20 protein-coding genes are annotated in these 21,334 nt (G+C 69.8%); 10 read left to right on the top strand and 10 right to left on the bottom strand.

The window, feature by feature from the left end; all coding sequences use genetic code 11:
- Positions 1-5: 5 nt before the first annotated feature.
- Together ACQPZQ_RS31115 and ACQPZQ_RS31110 are read left to right on the top strand one after the other, a co-directional pair.
- Positions 6-1,304, top strand: a complete 1,299-nt coding sequence (locus ACQPZQ_RS31115) for an MFS transporter (RefSeq protein WP_433286704.1) — start codon at positions 6-8, stop codon at positions 1,302-1,304.
- A gap of 122 nt (positions 1,305-1,426) precedes the next feature.
- Positions 1,427-3,820 carry a LuxR C-terminal-related transcriptional regulator gene (locus ACQPZQ_RS31110; RefSeq protein WP_433286702.1) on the top strand — a complete coding sequence of 798 codons (2,394 nt, stop codon included), beginning with the start codon at positions 1,427-1,429 and terminating at the stop codon, positions 3,818-3,820.
- A 5-nt stretch (positions 3,821-3,825) separates the two neighbouring features.
- Here the strand turns inward: ACQPZQ_RS31110 and ACQPZQ_RS31105 are convergent, their stop codons facing one another.
- Positions 3,826-5,355, bottom strand: a complete 1,530-nt coding sequence (locus ACQPZQ_RS31105) for a carboxylesterase/lipase family protein (protein ID WP_433286700.1) — start codon at positions 5,353-5,355, stop codon at positions 3,826-3,828.
- Positions 5,356-5,766: 411 nt separating this feature from the next.
- Between ACQPZQ_RS31105 and ACQPZQ_RS31100 the strand changes: the two genes are divergently transcribed.
- The 7 genes from ACQPZQ_RS31100 to ACQPZQ_RS31070 are packed head-to-tail and all read left to right on the top strand — an operon-like array spanning position 5,767 to position 11,458.
- Complete coding sequence (locus ACQPZQ_RS31100) at positions 5,767-6,030, top strand: hypothetical protein (protein ID WP_433286698.1); 264 nt, start codon at positions 5,767-5,769, stop codon at positions 6,028-6,030.
- Between the two features lie 29 nt (positions 6,031-6,059).
- Entirely contained in the window at positions 6,060-6,782 is a 723-nt protein-coding gene (locus tag ACQPZQ_RS31095; protein ID WP_433286696.1) for a hypothetical protein, read from the top strand.
- Positions 6,779-7,345: a hypothetical protein gene (locus tag ACQPZQ_RS31090; RefSeq protein ID WP_433286693.1), complete on the top strand. Its 567-nt coding sequence runs from the start codon at positions 6,779-6,781 to the stop codon at positions 7,343-7,345. Before ACQPZQ_RS31095 ends, ACQPZQ_RS31090 begins: the two co-directional genes overlap by 4 nt.
- A gap of 57 nt (positions 7,346-7,402) precedes the next feature.
- A complete protein-coding gene (gene fdxA / locus ACQPZQ_RS31085) occupies positions 7,403-7,753 on the top strand; it encodes a ferredoxin (protein ID WP_433286691.1) in 351 nt (116 codons plus the stop codon).
- A 2-nt stretch (positions 7,754-7,755) separates the two neighbouring features.
- On the top strand, positions 7,756-8,712 hold the full coding sequence (locus ACQPZQ_RS31080) for a CobW family GTP-binding protein (RefSeq protein WP_433286689.1): 957 nt from the start codon (positions 7,756-7,758) through the stop codon (positions 8,710-8,712).
- Entirely contained in the window at positions 8,709-10,436 is a 1,728-nt protein-coding gene (locus ACQPZQ_RS31075; protein ID WP_433286687.1) for an amidohydrolase, read from the top strand. The genes ACQPZQ_RS31080 and ACQPZQ_RS31075 overlap by 4 nt, the downstream gene beginning before the upstream one ends.
- Before the next feature lie 38 nt (positions 10,437-10,474).
- Positions 10,475-11,458, top strand: coding sequence for a LysR substrate-binding domain-containing protein (locus ACQPZQ_RS31070; protein ID WP_433286685.1), 984 nt, complete (start codon positions 10,475-10,477; stop codon positions 11,456-11,458).
- 22 nt (positions 11,459-11,480) lie between these two features.
- On the opposite strand, the gene ACQPZQ_RS31065 is transcribed toward ACQPZQ_RS31070, so the two are convergent.
- The 9 genes from ACQPZQ_RS31065 to ACQPZQ_RS31025 form a co-directional block, all read right to left on the bottom strand.
- Positions 11,481-12,521 carry an amidohydrolase family protein gene (locus ACQPZQ_RS31065; RefSeq protein WP_433286683.1) on the bottom strand — a complete coding sequence of 347 codons (1,041 nt, stop codon included), beginning with the start codon at positions 12,519-12,521 and terminating at the stop codon, positions 11,481-11,483.
- A gap of 1 nt (position 12,522) precedes the next feature.
- Positions 12,523-13,044: a 3-hydroxyanthranilate 3,4-dioxygenase gene (locus ACQPZQ_RS31060; RefSeq protein WP_433286681.1), complete on the bottom strand. Its 522-nt coding sequence runs from the start codon at positions 13,042-13,044 to the stop codon at positions 12,523-12,525.
- Entirely contained in the window at positions 13,041-13,496 is a 456-nt protein-coding gene (locus tag ACQPZQ_RS31055; protein WP_433286678.1) for a RidA family protein, read from the bottom strand. The genes ACQPZQ_RS31060 and ACQPZQ_RS31055 overlap by 4 nt, the downstream gene beginning before the upstream one ends.
- Entirely contained in the window at positions 13,493-14,299 is an 807-nt protein-coding gene (locus ACQPZQ_RS31050) for a 2-keto-4-pentenoate hydratase (protein WP_433286676.1), read from the bottom strand. Before ACQPZQ_RS31050 ends, ACQPZQ_RS31055 begins: the two co-directional genes overlap by 4 nt.
- Entirely contained in the window at positions 14,296-15,132 is an 837-nt protein-coding gene (locus tag ACQPZQ_RS31045; protein WP_433286674.1) for a 2-keto-4-pentenoate hydratase, read from the bottom strand. The genes ACQPZQ_RS31050 and ACQPZQ_RS31045 overlap by 4 nt, the downstream gene beginning before the upstream one ends.
- The gene (locus ACQPZQ_RS31040; RefSeq protein WP_433286672.1) at positions 15,129-16,583 is read right to left on the bottom strand and encodes a 2-hydroxymuconic semialdehyde dehydrogenase; all 1,455 of its coding nucleotides are present in this window, start codon (positions 16,581-16,583) and stop codon (positions 15,129-15,131) included. Before ACQPZQ_RS31040 ends, ACQPZQ_RS31045 begins: the two co-directional genes overlap by 4 nt.
- A 400-nt stretch (positions 16,584-16,983) precedes the next feature.
- Positions 16,984-17,691, bottom strand: coding sequence for an SDR family NAD(P)-dependent oxidoreductase (locus ACQPZQ_RS31035; protein ID WP_433286670.1), 708 nt, complete (start codon positions 17,689-17,691; stop codon positions 16,984-16,986).
- Between the two features lie 160 nt (positions 17,692-17,851).
- Positions 17,852-18,655: an MOSC domain-containing protein gene (locus tag ACQPZQ_RS31030; RefSeq protein ID WP_433286668.1), complete on the bottom strand. Its 804-nt coding sequence runs from the start codon at positions 18,653-18,655 to the stop codon at positions 17,852-17,854.
- Between the two features lie 29 nt (positions 18,656-18,684).
- Positions 18,685-18,807: a hypothetical protein gene (locus ACQPZQ_RS31025; RefSeq protein WP_433286665.1), complete on the bottom strand. Its 123-nt coding sequence runs from the start codon at positions 18,805-18,807 to the stop codon at positions 18,685-18,687.
- Positions 18,808-19,650: 843 nt separating this feature from the next.
- On the opposite strand from ACQPZQ_RS31025, the gene ACQPZQ_RS31020 reads away from it, so the two are divergent.
- On the top strand, positions 19,651-20,982 hold the full coding sequence (locus ACQPZQ_RS31020) for an MFS transporter (protein ID WP_433286663.1): 1,332 nt from the start codon (positions 19,651-19,653) through the stop codon (positions 20,980-20,982).
- Positions 20,983-21,334 lie beyond the last annotated feature (352 nt).

Here is a 21,334-nt window from a genome sequence, read left to right as displayed (position 1 = left end):
CTCTGATGAACGAGAACCTCGGCCGGGCCGTATCGGTCACCGACGCGCCGATGACTCCCCGCCGGCGCGCCGTATGGGCCGGTGCGATCGGCAACTTCACCGAGTTCTTCGACTGGACGATCTACGGCTACATGGCGCCGGTCTTCGCCGGCCAGTTCTTCCCGACGGGTAACCAGGCCGCGTCCCTGCTGCTCGCGTTCTCGACCTTCGCCCTCGGCTACCTGATGCGGCCGATCGGCGGTCTCGTCCTCGGTCGGCTGGCGGACGCAGGCGGTCGACGGAACGCACTGTCCCTGGCGATCCTGCTGATGGGTGTCGGCAGCCTCGTGATCGGTCTGCTCCCCACCTACGCCACCATCGGTCTCGCTGCGCCGATTCTGCTCGGCCTCATGCGACTGCTGCAGGGCTTCTCCGCAGGCGGTGAGGGCGGCGTGTCTGCCACCTTCCTCCTGGAGTTCGCCCCACCCGGCCGACGTGCCCTCGCCGGTAGCTGGCGGGACTTCAGCAGCGGTGTAAGCCTGTTCGCGGCCCTCGGAGTGTCGACGGTGGTCACGTCGTTGCTGCCCGCCGACGCGTTGTCCTCGTGGGGCTGGCGCATCCCGTTCCTGCTGGGTGCGGTACTCGCCCTCGTCGGGCTGGTGCTTCGCCGCAGCGTGACCGAGACGCCTGCCTTTGCCGCCCATCGCGACTCCCAGGACGACGCTCCCCGGCCGGTGCACGATCTGCTCCGGCGCGACCGCCGCTCCTTGGTGCGGGTGATGATCATCGGTGTACTGCCCAATGTCGCGTTTCTGACCTGGCAGATCTACCTTCCGACCTACATCTCGACGGTCACCGATATCCCGCTGGCCACGGCTCAGCAGATAAGTCTGCTGGGCGCTGTGGTCTACCTGCCGCTGATTCCGGTGATGGCGATGCTCGCCGACCGGTTCGGCCGACGGCCCATGATGATCGCGTTCGCGGTGGCGAGTGCGATCTGGGCGTACCCGACCTACGTCCTGCCCTCTAGCTCGGCCGGCTTCGTGCTGCTCGTGACGATCGTCGGCAACGTCATCGTCGCCATGATGGGTGGCTGTATCTCCGCCACGATGGCCGAGCAGTTCCCGACCGCCACCCGAGGATCGGGAGTGTCGCTCGCCTACGCGGTATCGGTGAGCCTGATCGGCGGGACCTTCCCGATTCTCGTCACCTACCTGGCATCGCAGGGATCGAAAATCATCATCTTCCTGATCGTGGTCGTGGCTGCCCTGATCAGTGGCATCGCCTGCTACCTGATGTCCGAGACCCGGGACACGCGGGTATGACGGGCCGTGCCATGTCTTCTCAGCACAGCGCGATGCCCGTTCATGCATAGGGCGGTGCGGAGCCGTGGCATCCCGTTCACGAGGGACTCGTCGGGCGCGGCGGAACTGGTTCAATGGCCGGCATGCCCGGCGATGACGCTAGCGCTACCGCGGCTGGTGGCAGCGCACCCGCGGGCACGGCGGCACCGGGCCGGTCGCGGGCCGTCGACAACCTGCCCATCGAGCTGACGACGTTCGTCGGCCGGCACAGCGAGCTGGCCGAGACCCGGAGGTTGCTGCGCACAGCCCGCCTGGTGACGCTGACCGGGATCGGTGGGGTGGGCAAGACCAGGCTGGCGCTGCGGGCGGCCGAGAAGGTCCGTGGGAGCTTCCCGGACGGGGTCTGGCTGGTCGAGCTCGGGGAGCTCTCGGACGCGTCGTTGCTGGTCAACGTGGTCGCCGGCACGCTCGGGGTCTTGGCGCCCGCCGACAAGCCACTCGAGGACGCGCTCGTCGACAAGCTCGCCGACGCCGACTGCCTCCTGGTGCTCGACAACTGCGAGCAGATCGTCGACGCCGTCGCAGCATTGTGCGATCGGGTGCTCCGCCGGTGCCGGCGCGTGCACATCCTGTGCACCAGCCGTGAGGCGCTGCGGGCCGCGGGTGAGGTGCTCCTGCGCGTCCCGCCGCTGGCGGTGCCCGGCGCCACCCACGACATCACGCCCGCCGGCCTGGTGGAGTCCGACGCGGTCGCGCTGTTCGTCGAACGAGGATCGGCCGCTGCCGGCGGGTTCGTCCTCACCGACGGCGTGGCCGGCGACGTCGCGGACATCTGCCGGCGACTCGACGGGCTGCCACTGGCCATCGAGCTCGCCGCGGCGCGGCTGCGGACGTTGTCGCCGTCGCAGATCCTCGAACGGCTCGTCGATCGGTTCGCGCTGCTGACCCACAGCGGCCGCGGAGTACCCACGCGTCAGCAGACACTGCGGCTCTGCATGGACTGGAGCCACGACCTCTGCAGCCCAGCCGAGCAACGGGTCTGGTCCCGCGTGGCGTTCTTCGCCGGCAGCATGGACATGGAGGCCGCCGCGGCGATCTGCGGGACGGACGGCCTGCTCGACATCGTGACGTCGTTGATCGAGAAGTCGATCCTCATGCGGGAGGACTCCGACGCCGCGCCGGCCCGCTTCCGGATGTTGGAGACGCTGCGGGAGTACGGGCAGGGGAAGGCGCGCGAGCAGGGGGACGCCGACGAGGTGGTCGAGCGGCTGACCCTCTGGTACAGCGACCTGGCCGGAACTGCCCACGACGAGTGGATCGGGCCCCGCCAGCTGGAGTGGATCGCTCGTCTCGAGCGGGAGCTGCCGAACTTCCGCGACGTCCTCGACCGCGGTGCGCTCCAGGATCCGCAGCGTGGGCTGCGAACGGCGGTCGCGCTGTTCCCGTTCTGGAACGCGCGGGGCCTCTTCAGCGAGGGGCGGTACTGGCTGGATCGAATGCTCGCGCAGGACGACGGGAAGGTCTCCGTCGAACTCGCCACCGGCATCTTCGCCGACTGTGTGCTCACCGCTTCGCAGGGCGATCTCGAGGCGGTTCTCGCACTGGTGGCCAGAGCCAGGGCGACCGGGACGGCGAGCGCGGATCCTCTCGTGCACGGCATCGTGGCGCTGACCGACGGGGTCGCGGCGCTCTTCTCCGCCGAGATCGACCGGGCCAGGGCGCAGCTCGAGGTCGCCGTCGCAGCGCTGGGTGGTCCCGGCGCCGAGGAGATCCTCCATCTCTCCGCGCTGACCATGCTGGCCTTCGCCTACGAGCTGGGGTCCGACAGCGAGCGAGCAGGGCGATGCTTCGAGCAGGCACTCGACATCACGGCGGCACGCGGCGAGTCGGTGTTCCGGTCCTACCTTTTGTGGGGGACGGGTGTCTCGCTCTGGCGCAGTGGCCGGGGGGAGGACGCCGCGGTCCGGCTGCGGGAGGGCCTGCGCGTGGCCGACGACGTCGGCCATCCGCTCGTCGCCGCGGTCTGCCTGGAGGCGCTCGCCTGGATAGCGGCAGGTGACGGGGACTCCAGCCGCGCTGCCGCGCTGCTCGGGGCGGCGGACGCGCTCAGCCACCGGACCGACAGCGTGCCGACCTTCCTGCCCGCGCTGCTGGTCCACCATCGCGAGGCCGAACAGGGCATCCGCGAGGCGGTGGGGAAGCGCACCTTCGCCCGGGCCTACCGCACGGGTGCCGAGCTCGCCGCCTCCGGTGACATGCGGTCGTTGCTGGAGCCGGCGCCGCCACCCCTCGTCGCGGCATCGCCTACGCCTGCGCTCACCACGCCCGCCGGCCCCCGGGCGAGCCCTCTGACCCGCCGTGAGCTGGAGGTCGCCGCCCTCATCGGCCGGGGTCTCACCAACCGGGCGATCGCCCGAGAGCTGGTCATCTCGCAGCGCACCGTCAGCGGACACGTCGAGCGCATCCTGGCCAAGCTCAACCTGTCGTCACGGGTGCAGGTAGCGGCCTGGGTGGTGCGTCACCAGTCCGTCTCCTGAGGCGGTCAGACGCGCAGGTCGTCCCACACGGCGCGCAGCGGTGCGTTGAGATCGCCGGTGGGAGCTGCCACCACGCCCTGCTCGCAGAACACCATGCCGTTCGGGGCGTCCGCTGTGAACGGGGCCCAACCCGCGGTCGCCCCGACAGCGGGATCGCCGTCGCGGGCATAGGCGAGCCATGCGGACCGCATGGCGTCCGTCGCCGTTCGTGAGGTGGCCGCGTCGACGTCGCGGGTCAGCACCGCGTCGCCGCGGCGCATCGCGTCGAACGTGCCGAATACGAACGGGATCTCGAGGCAGTGCGCCCCGCCGAACTCCTCCGTGCTGCCGGACAACGACAGGCCGAACTCGTAGGCGTGAACGGGGAGGCCCCCCGCGGAGAGCGCCGCCGCCCGGTCGAGGCACGGGATCCGGAACATCTCATCGCCCGCGTAGCGGGTGAGAAGCTCCTGCACCGAGTCCGTCCGGTAGAGGTCCCGGTAGCGGTCCAGGGCCTTGTCCGCGGCGTCGCCGAAGCTCCATCGCATCCGCTCGACGAGCCGGGCGGGCGGCGCGTCCTCCGGCCTCGGCTCCCGCCCGAAGAAGAACGCGAACTCCCTGCTCGTCCACCCGATCATGATCTCGGTGTGGGGGGAGTGCGTCGGCACGTCGTCCCAGACCGAGGCGTGCAGGTACCGGCCGTCGACGTGCGGTTGGAAGACCGGCAGGTAGCGGCCCCACTCCGCGGTGCGGCCGATCATCTCCGGCACGGCTGCGACCAGTGCGCCCGCCGGCAGCGCCCGCAGCGCGGCATCGTCACCGACGCCGAGGACGGACCGATAGAGCTCCCGGATCCGGGCCTCGTCGTCGGCGGTCCGCATCGGCGAGCCCAGCGGGGGGCTCTGCAGGATCGCGCGCCGCACCGGAGGTGCGTCCGGCATCCCGAGCAGGGTCAGGATCGACCACGCCCCGCCGGACTGGCCGACGGCGGTGACGTTCCCCGGGTCGCCGCCGAACGAAGCGACGTTGTCGGTGATCCACTGCAGGGCCAGCGCCTGGTCGGTCAGGCCTCGGTTGCCTGCTGACCGGTCGTCCGGGTGGCAGTCGAGGTAGCCGAAGGGACCGACCCGGTAGTTGATCGCCACGACGACCACATCGCCGTGCTCGGCCGGCGAGGACCCGGAGTAGAGGGGCAGGCTGCCGGCGCCGGTGAGGAACCCGCCGCCGTGGATCCAGACGACGACGGGCCGGCGGCGGTCGTCGGCCCCCGGGGTCCAGACGGTGAGGGTGAGGCAGTCCTCGGACATGGCGGCCGGGTCGATCGTGTAGCCGAGCAGGGACGGGACGGGCCCGCGTCCCGGCTGGGGGCAGACGGGGCCGTCGGCCGACGCATCGCGCACTCCGGACCAGGGGACGGCGGGTTCGGCGGGCAGCCAGCGCCGCTCACCGATGGGCGGGCGCGCGTAGGGGACGCCGCGGAAGACCTGCAACCCGTCCTCGGTCCGGCCGCGCACCACCCCCGCAGTCGTGCGGGCGGTCGGTTCGGTGTCGGTCATCGGGAGCCCCCGGAGTGTGGTCGGAACACGGACACCGGTCACGCGGCCGGCTGCGGGGACACGGGTCCGCATGGGCGCGACGGGTCGGGACCGCAGGCGGGCACGACATCCCTGCCGGGACGAAGGGCGCAGGCGGTGGACCGGACTGTAGCGGCGGCCCCGCGGCTCGACAACGCGCCCGGGAAGGCCCTTTTCGTCAAGGGGTAGACATACCTGTTTCGTAGCCGCGGGGGTACCTGATCCGGCCCGGGGGCGTCGGATTACCCGTGTTCTGCCGACGCCCTGTCGATATGGTTCGAAGCACAGGTATCCGGCGTCACCGTCGGGAAGATCGGCGATCGGCCGACGCCGATACCGGCGTCGCGGTCCGCGACCCGGTATCCGCGCACCGCTTCTCTCCAGGAGATATCCATGGCCAAGTACCTCGTGATCCTGCACGCGCCCGGCATCACCCTCGAGCAGTTCGGTGAGTCCGCCCGGGAGATCGTCAAGAACGAGCACGCGACATTCGTGCACGCCTACGCCAACCTCGTCGACGGGACGATCGTGAACATCTACGAGGCCGAGACCGCGGACCAGGTGGAGTTGGAGATGGAGCGGCTCGGCTGGCCGTTCGACGAGATCGCGAAGATCCAGTACGAGACGTCGCTCGCGGATCTGACCGCGAACGTCTGACCCGTTCCCGCTCGGGAGGAGATGACCGCATGACCGTGCAGACCGAAGCGCCCGTCGAGGAGACCCTGGAGTGGTTCGGCGAGGGTGGCCCCACGAAGGAGCCGCGCGCGGCGAACAGTTTCGAGCACATGCTGACTCACCAGGGGATGCAGCAGCAGAAGGAGATGTTCAACTTCTTCGGGCCGGGCGACATGGTGCCGGTCACCGCGTTCTCGTACTCGATTCCCGACATGCCGCGATTTCACTTCTACCATTACAACGACCAGCAGGAGGTCGTCATCAGCATGGCCTCCGAGGGTGCGCCGCTGAAGACGGGGCACGTCCACATCCAGGACACCACGCACGGTGTGACGATGTTCCTCAACAAGCCCAAGGCTCCGGTCATGCAGGCGTACCAGATGTGCATCATCGCCATCCGGATGCGCGACGCCGCGCCGCAGAACGAGGCCAAGATCTTCCGCTGCTCGGAGTGCAACGAGGTGATCTTCCGTCTCGACGTCGACATGCACGTCGGCCCGCCGCACCCGTACTACCAGGAGTTGCCGAACATCCGGCTGTACGCCGATGCGGTCGATGCGTTCAACGAGACCGACCGGATCTGCTCCGCGTGCGGACACCACAACGAGGAGTTCCCGAACTACATCGCCGGCTGGAGGCGATACACCCAGTACATCGAGCTGGCCAACCGGGCACGCGGCGATATCGAGAAGGCCGGCGCCGAGGCGGGCTTCGGCGGGGAGATCGCGCGATGACCGCCGCACGTGAGTATCCCATGCGCAAGAAGACGATCAACATCTTCAAGGAGGGGAAGAAGACCTGGGGCTCCTACGACGACTTCCCCCTCGCCGCGGTGGGCGTCGACCCGGCGCCGCATCTGAGCCGCAACAGCGTCGCCCAGCCCTTCCACCTGGTCACGGCCATGGACGAGCTGCTGGTGACGATGGCCGGCACGGGCACGGTCGAGTTCCGCACGCCGAGCGGCGTGAAGACCCTCGACTTCGAGGCCGGCACCGTCACCTACCTGCCCGCCCGGATGCCGTCACGGGTGCTGCCGGCCACCGAGGCGCTGCAGGTGCGGCTCAAGGCGCCCACTCCCAACCAGGAGGCCGCAGCATTCTTCTGCACCTCGTGCGACGCGCTGGTGCATTCCATCGAGTTCGTCGCGGACGTGCCGCAGCAGAAGTACTGGGACGCGGTCGTCGCGTTCAACGGCTCGGTCGAGCAACGGACCTGCACGAGGTGCGGCACGGTCGCCGATCCCGTCGACCTGTCCGGAGTGGCCTGGAACGACGTCGCCGACGTGCTGAAGGCATGACGCCGGCCGCGGTCGAGGTCGATATCGCGGCCGGATGAGCAGGAGAGGAGGCAGGCGATGCCTTACGTGATCTCTGAGCCCTGTGTCGACAAGATGGACCGCTCGTGTGTCGAGGAGTGTCCGGTCGACTGCATCTACCAGGGCGAGCGGAAGATGTACATCAACCCCGACGAGTGCATCGACTGCGGTCAGTGCGAGACGGTGTGCCCGGTCGACGCCATCACGCTCGACAAGCAGACGCCGGAGCAGCACGCAGCGCACGTCGCCGACAACATCCGTTTCTTCGCCGAGCCCCTCCCGGGCCGCGACGAGCCGATCGGCAGCCCGGGCGGGGCGGCGGACTTCGGTCCCGTGGGCGTGGACACCGAGCTCGTGGCCGCGCTCGAGCCGCGCGATCCCGTCGCCTGAGCATGGCCTATCGCGCGGTGCTGCCCGTACTGGTGATCACGGGGTTCCTGGGCAGCGGGAAGACGACTCTGGTGAACCGGGTGCTGGGCGGGGCCGACGGTGCCCGGCTCGGCGTGGTGGTCAACGACTTCGGCGAGATCGGCATCGACGGTGCCCTGATCGCGGAGAGCACCGACGACGTGATCGAGCTCGCCGACGGCTGCCTGTGCTGCCGCAACACCGGCGATCTCGAGGCGGCGCTGGCTGCGTTGACAGCGCAGGCGCACCGGTTGGACGGCATCGTCGTGGAGACCAGTGGCCTCGCCGATCCGACCGCGGTCGTGGAGGCCGTCGCGAACAACCGGACGGACACCCCGCTGGCGCTGGTCGGGGTCGTCACGGTGATCGACTGCCAGGAGTTCGACGCGAACCTGCGGCACGCGACCGTCGCCTACCGGCAGATCGTGGCCGCCGACCTGTTCGTGCTCTCCAAGACCGCGGTGGCGCCCGCCGCGGACGTCGAGTTGATCCCGTCGCGGCTCGCGCTGATCAATTCGGCCGCGCCCGCGGTCCGGGACGGTGAGGCGGTGGACGCCGTCGCGTCGCTGCTCGCTCCCCAGGCCGCCCCGGACCGCCGTCGCGTCGTGCCCGAACCCGAGGCCGGGGAGCACACGACGCTGCCGGTCGTGACGGTGACGGTGTCGGAGCCGCTCGACCGGATTCGGTTCACGAGCTGGATCGACGGGCTGGATTCGAGCGTCGTGCGGGTCAAGGGCTTGGTGACCTTCGACGGCGGTCCTCCGCTCGTGGTCGACCGGGTCGGGGCACGCACGACGTTCCGGCTCGCCCCGCAGGCGGCCGGGCGCGTGGTGCAGGACAACGACGCGGTTCTCGTGCTGTTCGGCACGGGAGCGGTCGGCGCCTCGAAGGCACTCATCGCCTGCACGACGCGGGCGAGCGGGAAGGACGTGGTGACGTGAAGATCGATTCAGGGCGGCTGGTCCCGGACACGGTCCTGCACGGCGGGAAGATCGTGACCGTGGACGCCGGGTCCTCCGTGGCCGAGGCGGTGGCCATCGCCGACGACCGGATCGTCGCGGTGGGCAGCGACCGCGAGATGCGGGCACTGGCCGGGCGCGGGACGCGGGAGGTCGATCTGCAGGGCGCTTCGGTGATCCCCGGCCTCATCGACAACCACACCCACCCGATGATGGCGGGGTTCGAGGCGGCGGAGGTCGGGGCCAAGGTCGACGTCGCGTCGGCGCGGTCGATCGGGGAGATCCTCGCGCTGATCCGCACCGCGGTGCGCGACGCGAAGCCGGGGGAGTGGGTGACGACGTCGTGCCTCTACCGCGGGGGCATCGAGGACGGACGCTTCCCGAACCGGCACGACCTCGACACGGTGGCGCCGGACAACCCGGTCTACATCGCCGACGGCGGCCGCAACGTCATCGTCAACACGCTGGCGCTGGAGATGGCCGGCATCGGGCCCGACACGCCGGACCCGGACGGCACCGACGAGCTGTCCGAAGGCCACATCGTGCGGGACGACAACGGGGTCCCGACCGGGCACCTGATCGTCGGGGCCGGGGACCTTGCGCGGCGGGCGTGGTGGGTGCGGCTCGGCCAGGAACCGCAGATGTGGGACCTGCTGCAGTACGACCGGGAGACCAGCAAGCGGGCGATCCTCGCGCAGATGCGCAAGCTCAGCGCGGCCGGGATCACCGGGACGCGGGACATGGGCACGTCGGTGGCGGACCTCGATGCGTACGTCGACGTGGCGCGCAGCGGCGACGCGACGGTCCGGATGGACCTGCTGCTCGGGCTACCGGTGCAGCACTGGAGCGTGGAGCGGATCACCGAGACCCTGCGTTCCTACTTCGGCCCCCGGCAGGGATTCGGCGACGAGTGGGTGCGCATCGGCGGGCTCAAGCTCGTCGCGCAGAACTACGGCTACTGGACGACGACCCCGCGCAAGCTCGAAAGCCTCGTCCGGGAGGGCAACCGGCTCGGATGGCGGTTCGCGATCCACGGGACACCCGGCGATCTCGGCGACGACATCACGGTGATCCTCGACGCGCTGGAGGCCGCCGACGCCGAGATCCCGCTGGCCGGGAAGCGCTGGAGCTACGAGCACGCCTTCGGCCTCATCGATCCCGCCCACCACGAACGGCTGCGCAAGCTCGGCGTCATCATCGCGGCGAACCCGATGCTCGCCTACTTCGGCGCGGGCCGGGCCATGGAGATGCACAAGACCATGGAGGCCCTGAAGCTGGTGGCGCACGACGAGGATCTGACGCCGCTGGAGCACACCGTGCGCGAGTGGGGTCAGCCTGTCCGCTCCTGGCTCGACGCCGGTCTGCTCGTGACGGGTGGGACGGACACCCCGGCCATCCCGTACGACCTGCAGCGACCGTTGCTCGGACTGTGGACGACCTTCTCGCAGGACACCCTTGCCGGGGAGCTCATGCCCGAGGAGAAGGTCAGCCGCATGGAGGCGCTGCGCATCTGGACCCTCAACAACGCCTATGCGACCTTCGAGGAGCACCTCAAGGGGTCCATCGAGCCGGGCAAGCTCGCCGACCTGGTGATCCTCTCCGGGGACGTCCTCGACGTGCCGGACAGCGAGTTCCTGGACCTGCGCGTGCTCGAGACCATCGTGGGCGGGCGGACGGTCCACGAGTACTCCACCGCCTCGGCCTGAGCCGTGTGCCCTGCGGACCCCGACCAGCCGGCCCGTCGATGAGCGGCCGGGAGAGCCATCTCCTCGACGGCCGGCTCAAGATCCGCCACCTGGTGCTCGTCCAGACCCTGACCCAACAGCAGAGCATCGTCGCTGCGGCCAACGCCTTGCACGTCACCCAGCCCGTGCTCACCCGGCGGCTGCGCGAGCTCGAGGAGATCCTCGGCGTCACGCTGTTCGAACGCACCTCGCGCGGGGTCACTCCGACCGAGTTCGGCGCGGCGTTCGCCGAGCACGCCCGTGCTGTCCTCGCCCAGATCAGCCAGGCGGCGCGGCACCTCGACGAGATCGCCGACGCGCGTCGCGGCCGGGTGATCGTGGGTTCGCACCTGGTGGGCGCCAACCTCCTCGTACCGCGGGCCATCGCCGCGTTCAAGGTGCAGAGCCCGCTCGTCACGGTCGTCACCCGCGAAGGGACACCGGAGTCGCTGCTGCTGGAGCTCGAATCCGGTCAGGTCGACCTCATCGTCGGACGGCTCACGTCGCCGCCTCCGGCCGGGATGACGCAGCGCCACCTATACCACGAGCCGATCACGGCCGTGGTCGGCGCGCAGCACACGCTGGCGGGCCGGGCTGCGGTGCGCTCGGAGGACCTGAGCGAGCACCCGTGGATCCTGCCCGGGCCCGAGACGGTGCTGCGCCACGAGCTGGAGGAGTACTTCTTCCGCCGCCGGATCAACGTGCCGCAGAACGTCGTCGAGTCGACGGCGTTCCTGACGGTCCGCCAGCTCCTCCTCGACGGGGACTTCGTCGCCTTCCTTCCGACGCTGATCGCCCAGGAGGACGAGCGGCTCACCGTCCTCGACGTCGGTCTCGCGGGGATCAGGCAGACCGTCGGCGCGACGATGAGCACGGGACGGCGCCTCAACCCGGCATCACTGGCGTTCATCTCCTGCCTGGTCGGGGCCGCCGGCCCGCTCGAGGCCGCCCGGGGGACGCAGGAACCCCGGACAGCCGAGGCCGGGGAGCGGATTTCTCCCTGACCTCGCCTGTCCGGGTCGCCGGTCATCCTGCCGGCGCGGCCGCCCGCCCCGACGAGGGCGCGAGCGTCGGGAGCCTGACCCCGAGGAACCGCTCGGCGTTTCCCCGCCGGATCAGCGCACGCTGCTCGTCGTCGAGGAAAGGTGATCGGTCCACCACGGCGCCCACCGGACGTTCTCCCAGCGGGTACGGGTAGTCGCTGCCGACCATCACCGAGCCCACCCCCAGCGTGTCGACCAGCAACCGCAGGGACTCCGGGCGGAAGACGACGCTGTCGACGCTGAACCTGCCCACATAGGACGACGGCGGTGCCTCCGACGTCGCGATGACGTCGGGTCGCTGGTGCCAGGCGTTGTCCATGCGCCCGAGCCAGTAGGCGAACGAGCCGCCGCCGTGGGCGAAGCAGATCCGCAGGTCCGCGCTGACGTCATCGAACACACCGCCGAGCACCAGCGCCAGCATCGACAGGTGGGTCTCGGCGGGCATGCCGACCAGCCACTGGGCCATCCACCGGTCCAGCCGTGGCGACTGCGGCATGTCCCACGGGTGCACGAACACGGGGACGCCGAGCCGCGCGCAGTGCTGGAGGAACGTCCGGATTCCGCCGGCGTCCAGATCCTGGTCGCCGACGTGGTTGCCGATCTCCACACCGACGTGCCCGTCGGCGAGGCTGCGTTCGAGCTCGGCGCACGCCGCGTCGATGTCCTGCAGAGGGACCTGGCAGAAGGGCACGAGCCGCGGGGTCGCGCTCGTGATCTCGAGCGCGAGCTCGTTGAAGATCCGGGCGATCTTCGTTGCTTCGCTCGGGCCCGCGTCGTAGGAGAAGAACACGGGGGTCGGCGAGAGCACCTGCACGGCGACGCCGTCGTCGTCCATGTCGGCGAGCCGGACCTGGGGATCCCAGGCATCGTCGCTGATGCGGCGGAACTCGCGGGTGCCCAGCATGATCATCGCGTCGCGCTCGCTGCGGATCTCCAAGCGCAGCCCGTCCGGTCCTCCGGGCAGCTGTGGCCAGCCGCGCGGGACGTAGTGGGAGTGGACGTCGACGATTCCCGCCGAATCCACCTCAGCCCTTCCCAGCGTGCAGCGCGCCGCACCCGTCGCAGGTGCGGGCCTTCTCGTCGGCGTAGAAGGCGCTGAAGACGGGCGGGAGGTCGGCCACGATGTCGCGGACCTGGAGCTCGACCTCGTGGACGAGCCCTCCGCACTCCGCGCAGTACCACTGGAACTTCTCCAGCGCGCCCTCCTCGCGGACCCGCTCGATCACCAGGCCGATCGACCCTGCCTGCGGGCGCTGCGGCGAGTGCGGGACGAAGCCCGGCAGGAGCCAGGTCTCACCCTCCCGGACGTGCATGGTCCGCGGCCCCTCGTCGGTGATCACGTCGATGTGCATGTCGCCCTTGATCTGATGGAACCATTCCTCGTAGGGGTCCACGTGGAAGTCGGTCCGCTGGTTGGGACCGCCGACCACCTGCACGATGAAGTCCTTGCCGGTGAAGAGCGCCTTGTTGTTGACCGGCGGCTTGAGCGAGGGCTCGTGCTCGGCGATCCACTGTGTGAAGTCCACGGCCGCACCGATGTCGGTCATGGTGTTCCTCCTGTCGGGGGGACGGGCGTCGGGTCGAGCCGGCCGGTGTACGCCACGGCCTGGATCTCGATGAGCAGGTGCGGATGCGGCAGCTGGTGGACCGCGACGGTGGTGCGCGCCGGACCGGTCTCGTCGAAGTAGCGGCCGTAGACCTCGTTGTAGCCACCGAAGTCGTTCATGGTGACGAGGTAGGTGGTGATCTGGACGAGATCGCTCAGATCGGCGCCGCCGGCGCGCAGGACGTCGCGGATGTTCTCGATCACCGCCGCGGTCTGTGCGCGGATGTCCAGGTCGACGGTGCCCATCGCGTCGACCCGAGCTCCGACGATCTCGTTGCCGGGCAGCCGGCTGCTCGTTCCGGACACGAACAGGAACGGGCCTGCTCTCCGGGCGTGTGGGAACCGTCCCCGTGGCCGCGCCTTGCCCGCCACGAGCAGGTGTGACTCGCTCATGTGCGCTCCCCGTCGTCCCGCGTGCCGGTGATCGTGAGCGCGACCCGCCCGAGCCCGGCGACCCGCGCCTCGACGTGCCCCGTGCCGACCGGAAATGCCTCGGTGGCCGCTCCGGCGAGCACGACGTCCCCGGCACGCAGCGGGATGGACTGCTCGGCGGCGATCCCCAGCAGGGCTGCGCCGATCCGGCGCGGGTCGCCGAGGATGGCAGCGGTGGACCCGAAGGCCACCGGCCGCCCTGCGATCGACAGCGTGACCGCTGCGTTCGCCAGGTGCGCCCACAGCCGGGCGTCGAGCGGCACCCAGTGCCCGACGGCGAACGCGGCGGCCGAGGTGTTGTCGGCCACGACGCGCGGCAGGTCGAACGCGAACCCGGAGAAGCGGGAGTCGATCAGCTCGACGGCGGGGGCGACCGCGTCGAGAGCGCTCACCAGATCGGCGCGCGGGTCGGCCGGGTCGAGGTCGCGGGAGAGCCGGAAGGCGATCTCCGGCTCGACGCGCGGGTGGATCAGCCGCGACCGGTCGATCCGGCCGCCCTCGCGCACCCGCATGCGGGCAGTGAGCACGCCGACGATGACGTCGTCCACGCCCATCTGCCGCATCTTGGCGGTGCTGGTGAACCCGAGCTTGACGCCGACGCGCGGGTCTCCGAGCGACTCGCGGTTCCCGACGAGGACTCGCTGCACGGCGTAGGCCTCGGTCAGGTCGAGGTCGGGCAGCTCGGCCCGGGGGGACAGCGGCGTCCGCGTGCGTGCCGCGTCCTCCAGGAGTCGTGCCACGTGCTGCACGTCCGGGACCGTCATTGCGTCGCCTCCCTGTGGCTCGGGCCGTCGTCGACCAGCAGGAGCTCGACGTGCCCCAGCCCGGACAGCTCCGCGCGATAGCGCCCGGGACGGGTGAGATCGGCCATCGGGCCGAGGGCACCGGAGAGCACGACCTCGCCCGCGCGCAGCGGACGTCCCCGGCGCGCTGACTCGCGCGCGAGCCAGGTCACGGCCCGGGCGGGAGAACCGAGGCACGCCGCCCCGACGCCGCTGGAGACGAGTTCGCCGTCGTGTTCGAGCGCGAGAGCCACCTCGGTGAGGTCCAGCCCACGTGGCGACACCGGTGTCGTGCCGAGGACCACGGCGCCGGAGGACGCATCGTCGGCGATCGTGTCGGTGATGGCGATGTCCCAGCCGGCGATGCGGGAGTCGACGATCTCGATGGCAGGCAACAGGAAGTCGGTCGCCCGCAGGACGTCGACCACGGTCGAGTGGGGGTCGTCGAGGTCGGCTCCCAGTACGAACGCCACCTCGCCCTCGACCCGGGGCTGCAGGAACTCCGCGCGATGCACGTGCTCGCCGTCGGCCCGCACCATCGTGTCGAGGATCGGTCCGAAGTCCGGCTGATCCACCCCGAGCTGGGCCTGCACGGCAGGCGTGGTCAGTCCGATCTTGCGGCCGACGAGGCGTCGGCCCGCTGCCGTCCGGCGCTCCAGCACGAGTTCTTGCACCGCGTACGCCGCATCGACGTCGGCGGCGCCGAGCACATCGCGGACGGGGGCGCACGGGGTCACACTCGCCCGCGCGTCCAACAGTCGTTCGGCGGCGACCAGGACGACGTCGCGACTGGTGGTTGTGTCGTAGGCAGTCACAGGGCAACACACACGTTCGTCGTCTCCGTGTAGAAGTCGAGGGAATGGCGGCCGCCCTCGCGGCCGATCCCGGACAGACCGGTCCCTCCGAACGGGGACCGCAGTTCGCGCAGGAACCAGGTGTTGACCCACGCGATCCCCACGTCCATCCGCTGTGCCACGCGGTGGCCGCGGCGCAGGTCACTGGTCCACACAGCCGCGGCCAGGCCGTAGTCGGTGTCGTTGGCCAGGCGGACGGCCTCGTCCTCGTCGTCGAACGGGATCAGCGCGGCGACCGGACCGAACACCTCGTCGCGCACGATGCGGTCGGCGTTGGTGAGTCCGGTCCAGAGCGTGGGCCGCAGCCACCAGCCGCCGCTCAGTGCGTCCGGCATGTCCGGGACGTCTCCGCCGGTGCGCACCTGCGCCCCCGACTCCTCCGCCAGCCGCAGGTAGCGCAGGACTTTCGCGCGGTGGGCGGCGGAGATCAGTGGCCCGGTCGTCGTGCGCTCGTCATCGGGAGAGCCCAGGTGCAGCGCTTCCGCGCGTTCCACGAGCCCGGCGCACACATCCTCGAAGACGCTGCGTTCGACGTACACGCGCTCCGTGCAGAGACAGACCTGGCCGGTGTTGGCGAACACCGACCGCGCGAGGCCGTCGAGCGTGGCGTCGAGGTCGGCGTCGGCGAACACCACGGCGGCGTTCTTGCCGCCGAGCTCGAACGACACGGGCCGCACCCGCGGCGCCACTGCTCGCATGATCGCGGCGCCGGTGGCCGAGGACCCGGTGAAGGTCACCCCGTCGACGGAGGGGTGACCGGTGAGGAACTCACCGGCCGAGCCGGCGCCGCGGCCGTGGACGACGTTGTAGACCCCGGCGGGGAAGCCCGCCTCCTCGACGAGCTCCGCGAGGAGCGTCGCCGATGCCGGGGTCTCGTCGGACGGCTTCACCACCACTGTGTTGCCGCACGCCAGGGCGGGTGCGAGCTTCCAGGTGAGCAGGAGCAGCGGGAGGTTCCACGGGACGATCACGGCGACCACCCCGAGCGGCTTGCGCATCGCGTAGTTCAGCGCCTGGCCCCCGGGGTGGTCGAGCAGGTAGGACTCCATGCCCTCGGCCGCGGCCATGTCGGCGAACGAGCGGAGGTTGGCCGCGGCGCGGGCGACGTCGAGGCTGCGCGCGACGGCCGCCGGCTTCCCCGTGTCCGTGACCTCCGCATGGACCAGGTACTCGGCCCTGGCATCGACGAGGTCGGCCAACTTGCGCAGGAGGCGGCAGCGATCGGCCACTGTGGTGCGTCCCCAGGGCCCCTCGTGAGCCGCTCGGGCTGACAGAACGGCCCGGTCGACGAGTGGGGCGTCTGCCTCATGCACCTCGGCGACGGTGGCGCCGGTGGCCGGGTCGACGTCGGGGAAGGTGCTCACCCCGTCGACGAACCGTCCGCCGACGTAGTTCTTGATCTGGAGCATCATCGCCTCTCGCCGGCTGCCGGGGGACTCGTCGGAGGCCCTTCCCACGCGGCGGAAGAGGTGTGGAGGGACCGACGACGTTCATCGTCGTGTCGACACGCGATGCGGGTCCAATGCGGATTCCGGGCGCGGCTATGCCTGTTCCGGCAAGTCGGCGGCAGGCGTCACGGGACCGGCGCGAGCTCACACGCTCGGCACCTGCGGCCGGGAACTGCCCGCCTGGGCACGCAGATGAACGCCTTTCGTGGTGAAGCCGCCGATGCCCCCGGGGGACCGGGGGCATCGGGCGGTGTCAGATGAGAACGACACGCGATGTGGATCGCCAGGGTCCACTCGACCCGGCCGGGTGGAACATCGCCCGATCTCGGCGGTGTCGTGCTCGTCGATGCCGTGCGTCCATGGCTCAGTGGCCGGCGCTCTGGCCGCCGTCGATGTGCAGGAACTCGCCGGTGACCAGCGGGGACTGCTCGAGGTAGATGACGCCCCTGGCGATGTCCTCGACGGTCCCGGTGCGCTTGTTGGGGTGGAACTGGGCGAGCTGTTCGGGCGTGGCTCCGCCCTGAATCGGGGTGTCGATGAAGCCCGGCGCGACGGCGTTGACGCGGATGCCGCGGGAGGCGTACTCGATGGCCAGGGACTTGGTCGCCGCAGCGAGGCCGCCTTTGGTGACCGAGGCGAGCACCGAGGGAACGTCCGAGCGGGCGGACTCGACGAGAGTGGTGGTCACGTTGACGATGTGGCCGCCGCCCTGCTTGAGCATCGGCTCGATCACGCGCTGGGTGAGGTGGAAGAAGCCACCGAGGTTCACGTCGATGTTGTTCGTGAAGTCCTCAGGCGTGAACTCGGTGAACGGCTTGGCGGTGAAGACGCCGGCGTTGTTGACCAGCGCGTCGATGCGGCCGAACCGGTCCAGGGCTGTGGAGACGATGTCCTGCGCGGTGGCAGGGTCGGCGATGTCGCCGGCCACTGTGACGACACCTGCGTCGTCGCTCGGCTTGATGGATCGGGAGTTCGCCACGACGGCGTACCCGATCTGTCGGTAGGCGGTCACCAGGCCTTCGCCGATTCCCTGGGACGCGCCGGTGATAATTGCAACCTTCTGCTCGCTCATGGGCGTGCTTCTCCTGTTCCGGTGTTGTGTTTCGTGATTTCGGGAGCTCAGCATTGGCGCCGGCTCCCACCTGGACCCGGCCCGCCGCAGTCGCGACGGCCGTGCGCCTGGTGCTTGGGGGCGGCCGTTTTGCCGCGGAGGAGGATGCGGGACGGACGGCTCAGAACGCCGCCGGATCGCCGATTGCGACTTCGCCCGCCCTGACGACTTCGGCGTAGGCGCCCAGGCATGGCTGCATGCCTGTGGCTGGGACGCGGTTGTGCTGCATGAGGGTGCGGACTGCATCGGTGCGGCGCGGAAGGTCGCCGTGGACGAGCGTCGGGACCGCGCATCGTTGGGTGGGCCCGAGGATCCGCAGTACGACCGGGCCTACGGCCAGTTCCCGAGCGGTCCAGTCGTTCTCGGGGTAGGGCGTCGTGCCGGGGAGGTCGAGCACGAGGTTCGGCCGGTATCGCACGAGCTCGGCCCCGACCTGGGCGATAGTCGCCGTGGTGAACACATGGATCGGCGCGAAGTCGACGAACGTCGTGCCGGGCGTTCCTCGGCCGATCTCGAGGTGTGCGTACGGTACGTCTGCATCGACGCCTGCTTCGATGACCGACTCGGGAGCCGGCCGCCCGACCGTTGCATGCTCCGGCCGGGTGGTGAGGAGTCGCACGCTGCGGCCCAACACCTGCGAGAGGGCCTCATCGGCGTCGTCGTCGTCGACGTGCAGCATCCTGCCGTCCGGCATCTGGATCTGCGTTGCCCCGTTGTTCCAGCGGGCGCCGAACTCGAGCAGTCCTCGCCACAGCCTCGGATGCTTGGCGCTGGCCACCATCCCGGTCGCCACGTCCATGACTGCCGTGGCCCGGTCGCCTTCGACACCTTCCTCGGTCACCGCCACTGCGTCGACGTCCTCGCCGAGCATCGACTTCACCGGGTAGCGGCGCAGTGCCACCACCGATCCGGCGCGCTCCATCATCGCTCTCGTTCTCCCCGATCGCCTTGGGCTCACGCCGTCGGCAGGTACCTGGCGACGAACTCGCGGACCAGCGCTGCGACCTCGTCGCCTGCGCTCTCCAGGAGGAAGCGTGAACGCCCTGCGCAGCGCCGCCTCGCTACCACCACACCCACCGTTCTAACCTCCATACGTATCTATGACAGTTACGATGAGAGCACAGACTCTGTAACCCGTCAACGTGCTGATGCGGGTTAGAAGCATGACTGCGGTCACGACGCGGCTCGGGGGGCGCTCGGGCGGAGGGCACCTCGATGACGACCTCGAGTCCCTCCACTCGACCCGCGACACGCTCCAGGTCGCCGCGGCCCGGCGGAGATCACGCGCCGCGTCATTCTGAAATGACCTCTCGGTCTCACGCGATCGAGCCTGGAATGGACGCTGCTGAGGCGGGGAGGTCTCCGACCCTCGCACGTTGACTTGGCCGCGACGGTCCGAACGCGGCGGATGATCGCCGCGCCCTTCGGTGATGTCGCGCGCCCGACGGCCGATCCCGGCCGGCATTGCCGAGGTCGCCCCCGCGGTGTGTCGGCGGACGCCGCCACGTCGGCACGCGCTGGCCGGACCGCGTCATCCGGCATGCCGTGGAAGAGCAGGAATCGGTCGCAGCGGGCCTTTCCGGCCACGTTTCGTTACAGACAAGTACTGTAAACTTCTGAGGGCGGCCCTACGGTGTGAGGAGAGTTCCAGAGTGCCTGTCCGCTCGATTCGCTCGCCGGACGTTGCGGCACGGAGGCTGCGCGCCGCAGGGGTTCGGTGCCATTCGGGGCCGATATCCGACTCGTGCCGATGGGGGGACGCGACGCCGGACGCGCAGGCGATCACGTTCTCCGGGGCCGATGGGTGGTCTCACCTGGGGCATCCATGACCATCCACCTTCGCCGACGGCTTTCTGAGCTGTTTCTGCGCTCCTGAGCGTCTCGTCCTTCGTTTCGAGCAATTCTGAAGGGGGCACTGCCATGTCCGCTGTACCCGAGAGCGGCGTCACTCCCGCGGCCAAGTCGTTTCGACGAATAGGAAGCCGCGCCACCCGGAAGGCGACGATCATCGCCTTCTTCGCCTGGCTTTTCGCGGTGTTCGACTTCATCATGTTCGGCACGCTGCTGCCGCAGATCTCGGCCGGTTTCGGCTGGGACAACACCACGGCGTCTCTCGTGTCGACGCTGGTCTCGGTGGCCACCGCGATAATCGCGCTGGCAGTCGGACCGATCACCGACCGCATCGGGCGCCGCAAGGGCATGATCCTCACCGTCTCGGGCGCCGCGGTGGCATCGGCCCTCTCGTCCGTGACCCCGAGCGCCGCGTATCTCATCGGTGTCCGGTCCCTCGGAGGTCTCGGTCTGGCCGAGCAGGCGGTCAACGCCACGTATCTCTCCGAGATCTACGCGGTCACCGATGACGAGAAGATCAAAAAGCGGCGCGGCCTGATCTACAGTTTCGTGCAGGGCGCCTTTCCGCTCGGTGTACTCCTGGCCTCCGCCTGGGTCGCGGTCTTCCTGCCGGTGCTCGGCTGGCGGGGCTGTTTCCTGCTCGCCGTGTTCCCCGCGGCGGTCATCGCCCTGATGCGACGTGGGCTGCGCGAGAGCCCGCAGTTCGAGCTGGAGCTGCAGTTGCGCAGTCTGCGCAAGCAGGGCCGCACCGCCGAGGCCACCGAGCTGGCCCGCTCCTACGGCGTCGACGAGCGGCCTGCCGCTCCGCTGGCGGCGATCTTCACGGGACGGGCGCGGCGCAACACGCTGGTGCTCGGGTTCGCGTGGTTCATCAACGCTGCCGGTATGCAGTTGTTCTCCGTGCTGGGCACCACGGTGCTCACCGAGGGCAAGCATGTGAGCTTCGCGAATTCGCTGGTGCTGCTCATCGTGGCGAACGCCGTTGGTTACGTCGGCGACGTGGCGCACGGATTCCTCGGCGACCGGCTGGGCCGCCGCAACGTCATCGCGTTCGGCTGGATCATCGCCGGGATCCTGTTCGCGTTCATGCTGACGGTGGCGAACGGCACGATCGCCGTGGTGAGCCTCTACTCACTCGGCTTGTTCTTCCTGACCGGTGCGTATTCGGCGATGTTGTTCTACATGGGCGAGTGCTACGACACGGCGTGTCGCGCCACGGGCACCGGGTTCCTCAACGCTCTGTCCCAGCCCGGCTCGATCGTGGCCGGCGCGATCGTCACAGCGATGCTCGCGAGCGGTTCGACCTGGGCACACGCCACGCTTCTGGTCGGAGCGGTCGGCACGGTCGCCTCCGGGTTCGTCATGTTCGGCGCCCGCAAGGCAGCGCTGCTGCAGGACTGATCGGAAAGCCCATGTCCGTCGATTCGTGTGATCAGGATCAATCTCCGGTGGCGGAAACGATCGACTCTCGGGCGATTTCCCCTCCGGGTGTGCTCCCGCAACCTCCGAGGAGGAAATGTCTCCTCGCTGGGGAAGAAATGCCCGCCCCGATATGGCCCGGTACGGTCAACTGGGGCTCGGGCTCTCAGCAAGAGAGGTTGATGCCGGTCGCTCGCAAGCCGTTGCACGATCGGCAATCGTGGGACGGGACGCATTGCCGAACATGTCTGATCGCGCAGTCCGCAGGCGAGCGCGCGAGAGCGGGAGATATGCACGACGTGACTGCAGCACAGAGAGGCACGAGACGAACATC

The organism is Pseudonocardia sp. CA-142604, assembly GCF_050948475.1.
In the GTDB taxonomy this organism is placed as follows: domain Bacteria; phylum Actinomycetota; class Actinomycetes; order Mycobacteriales; family Pseudonocardiaceae; genus Pseudonocardia; species Pseudonocardia alaniniphila.
The sequence above is the reverse complement of the archived record's forward strand: the minus strand, read 5'-3'. Positions and strand labels throughout refer to the sequence as shown.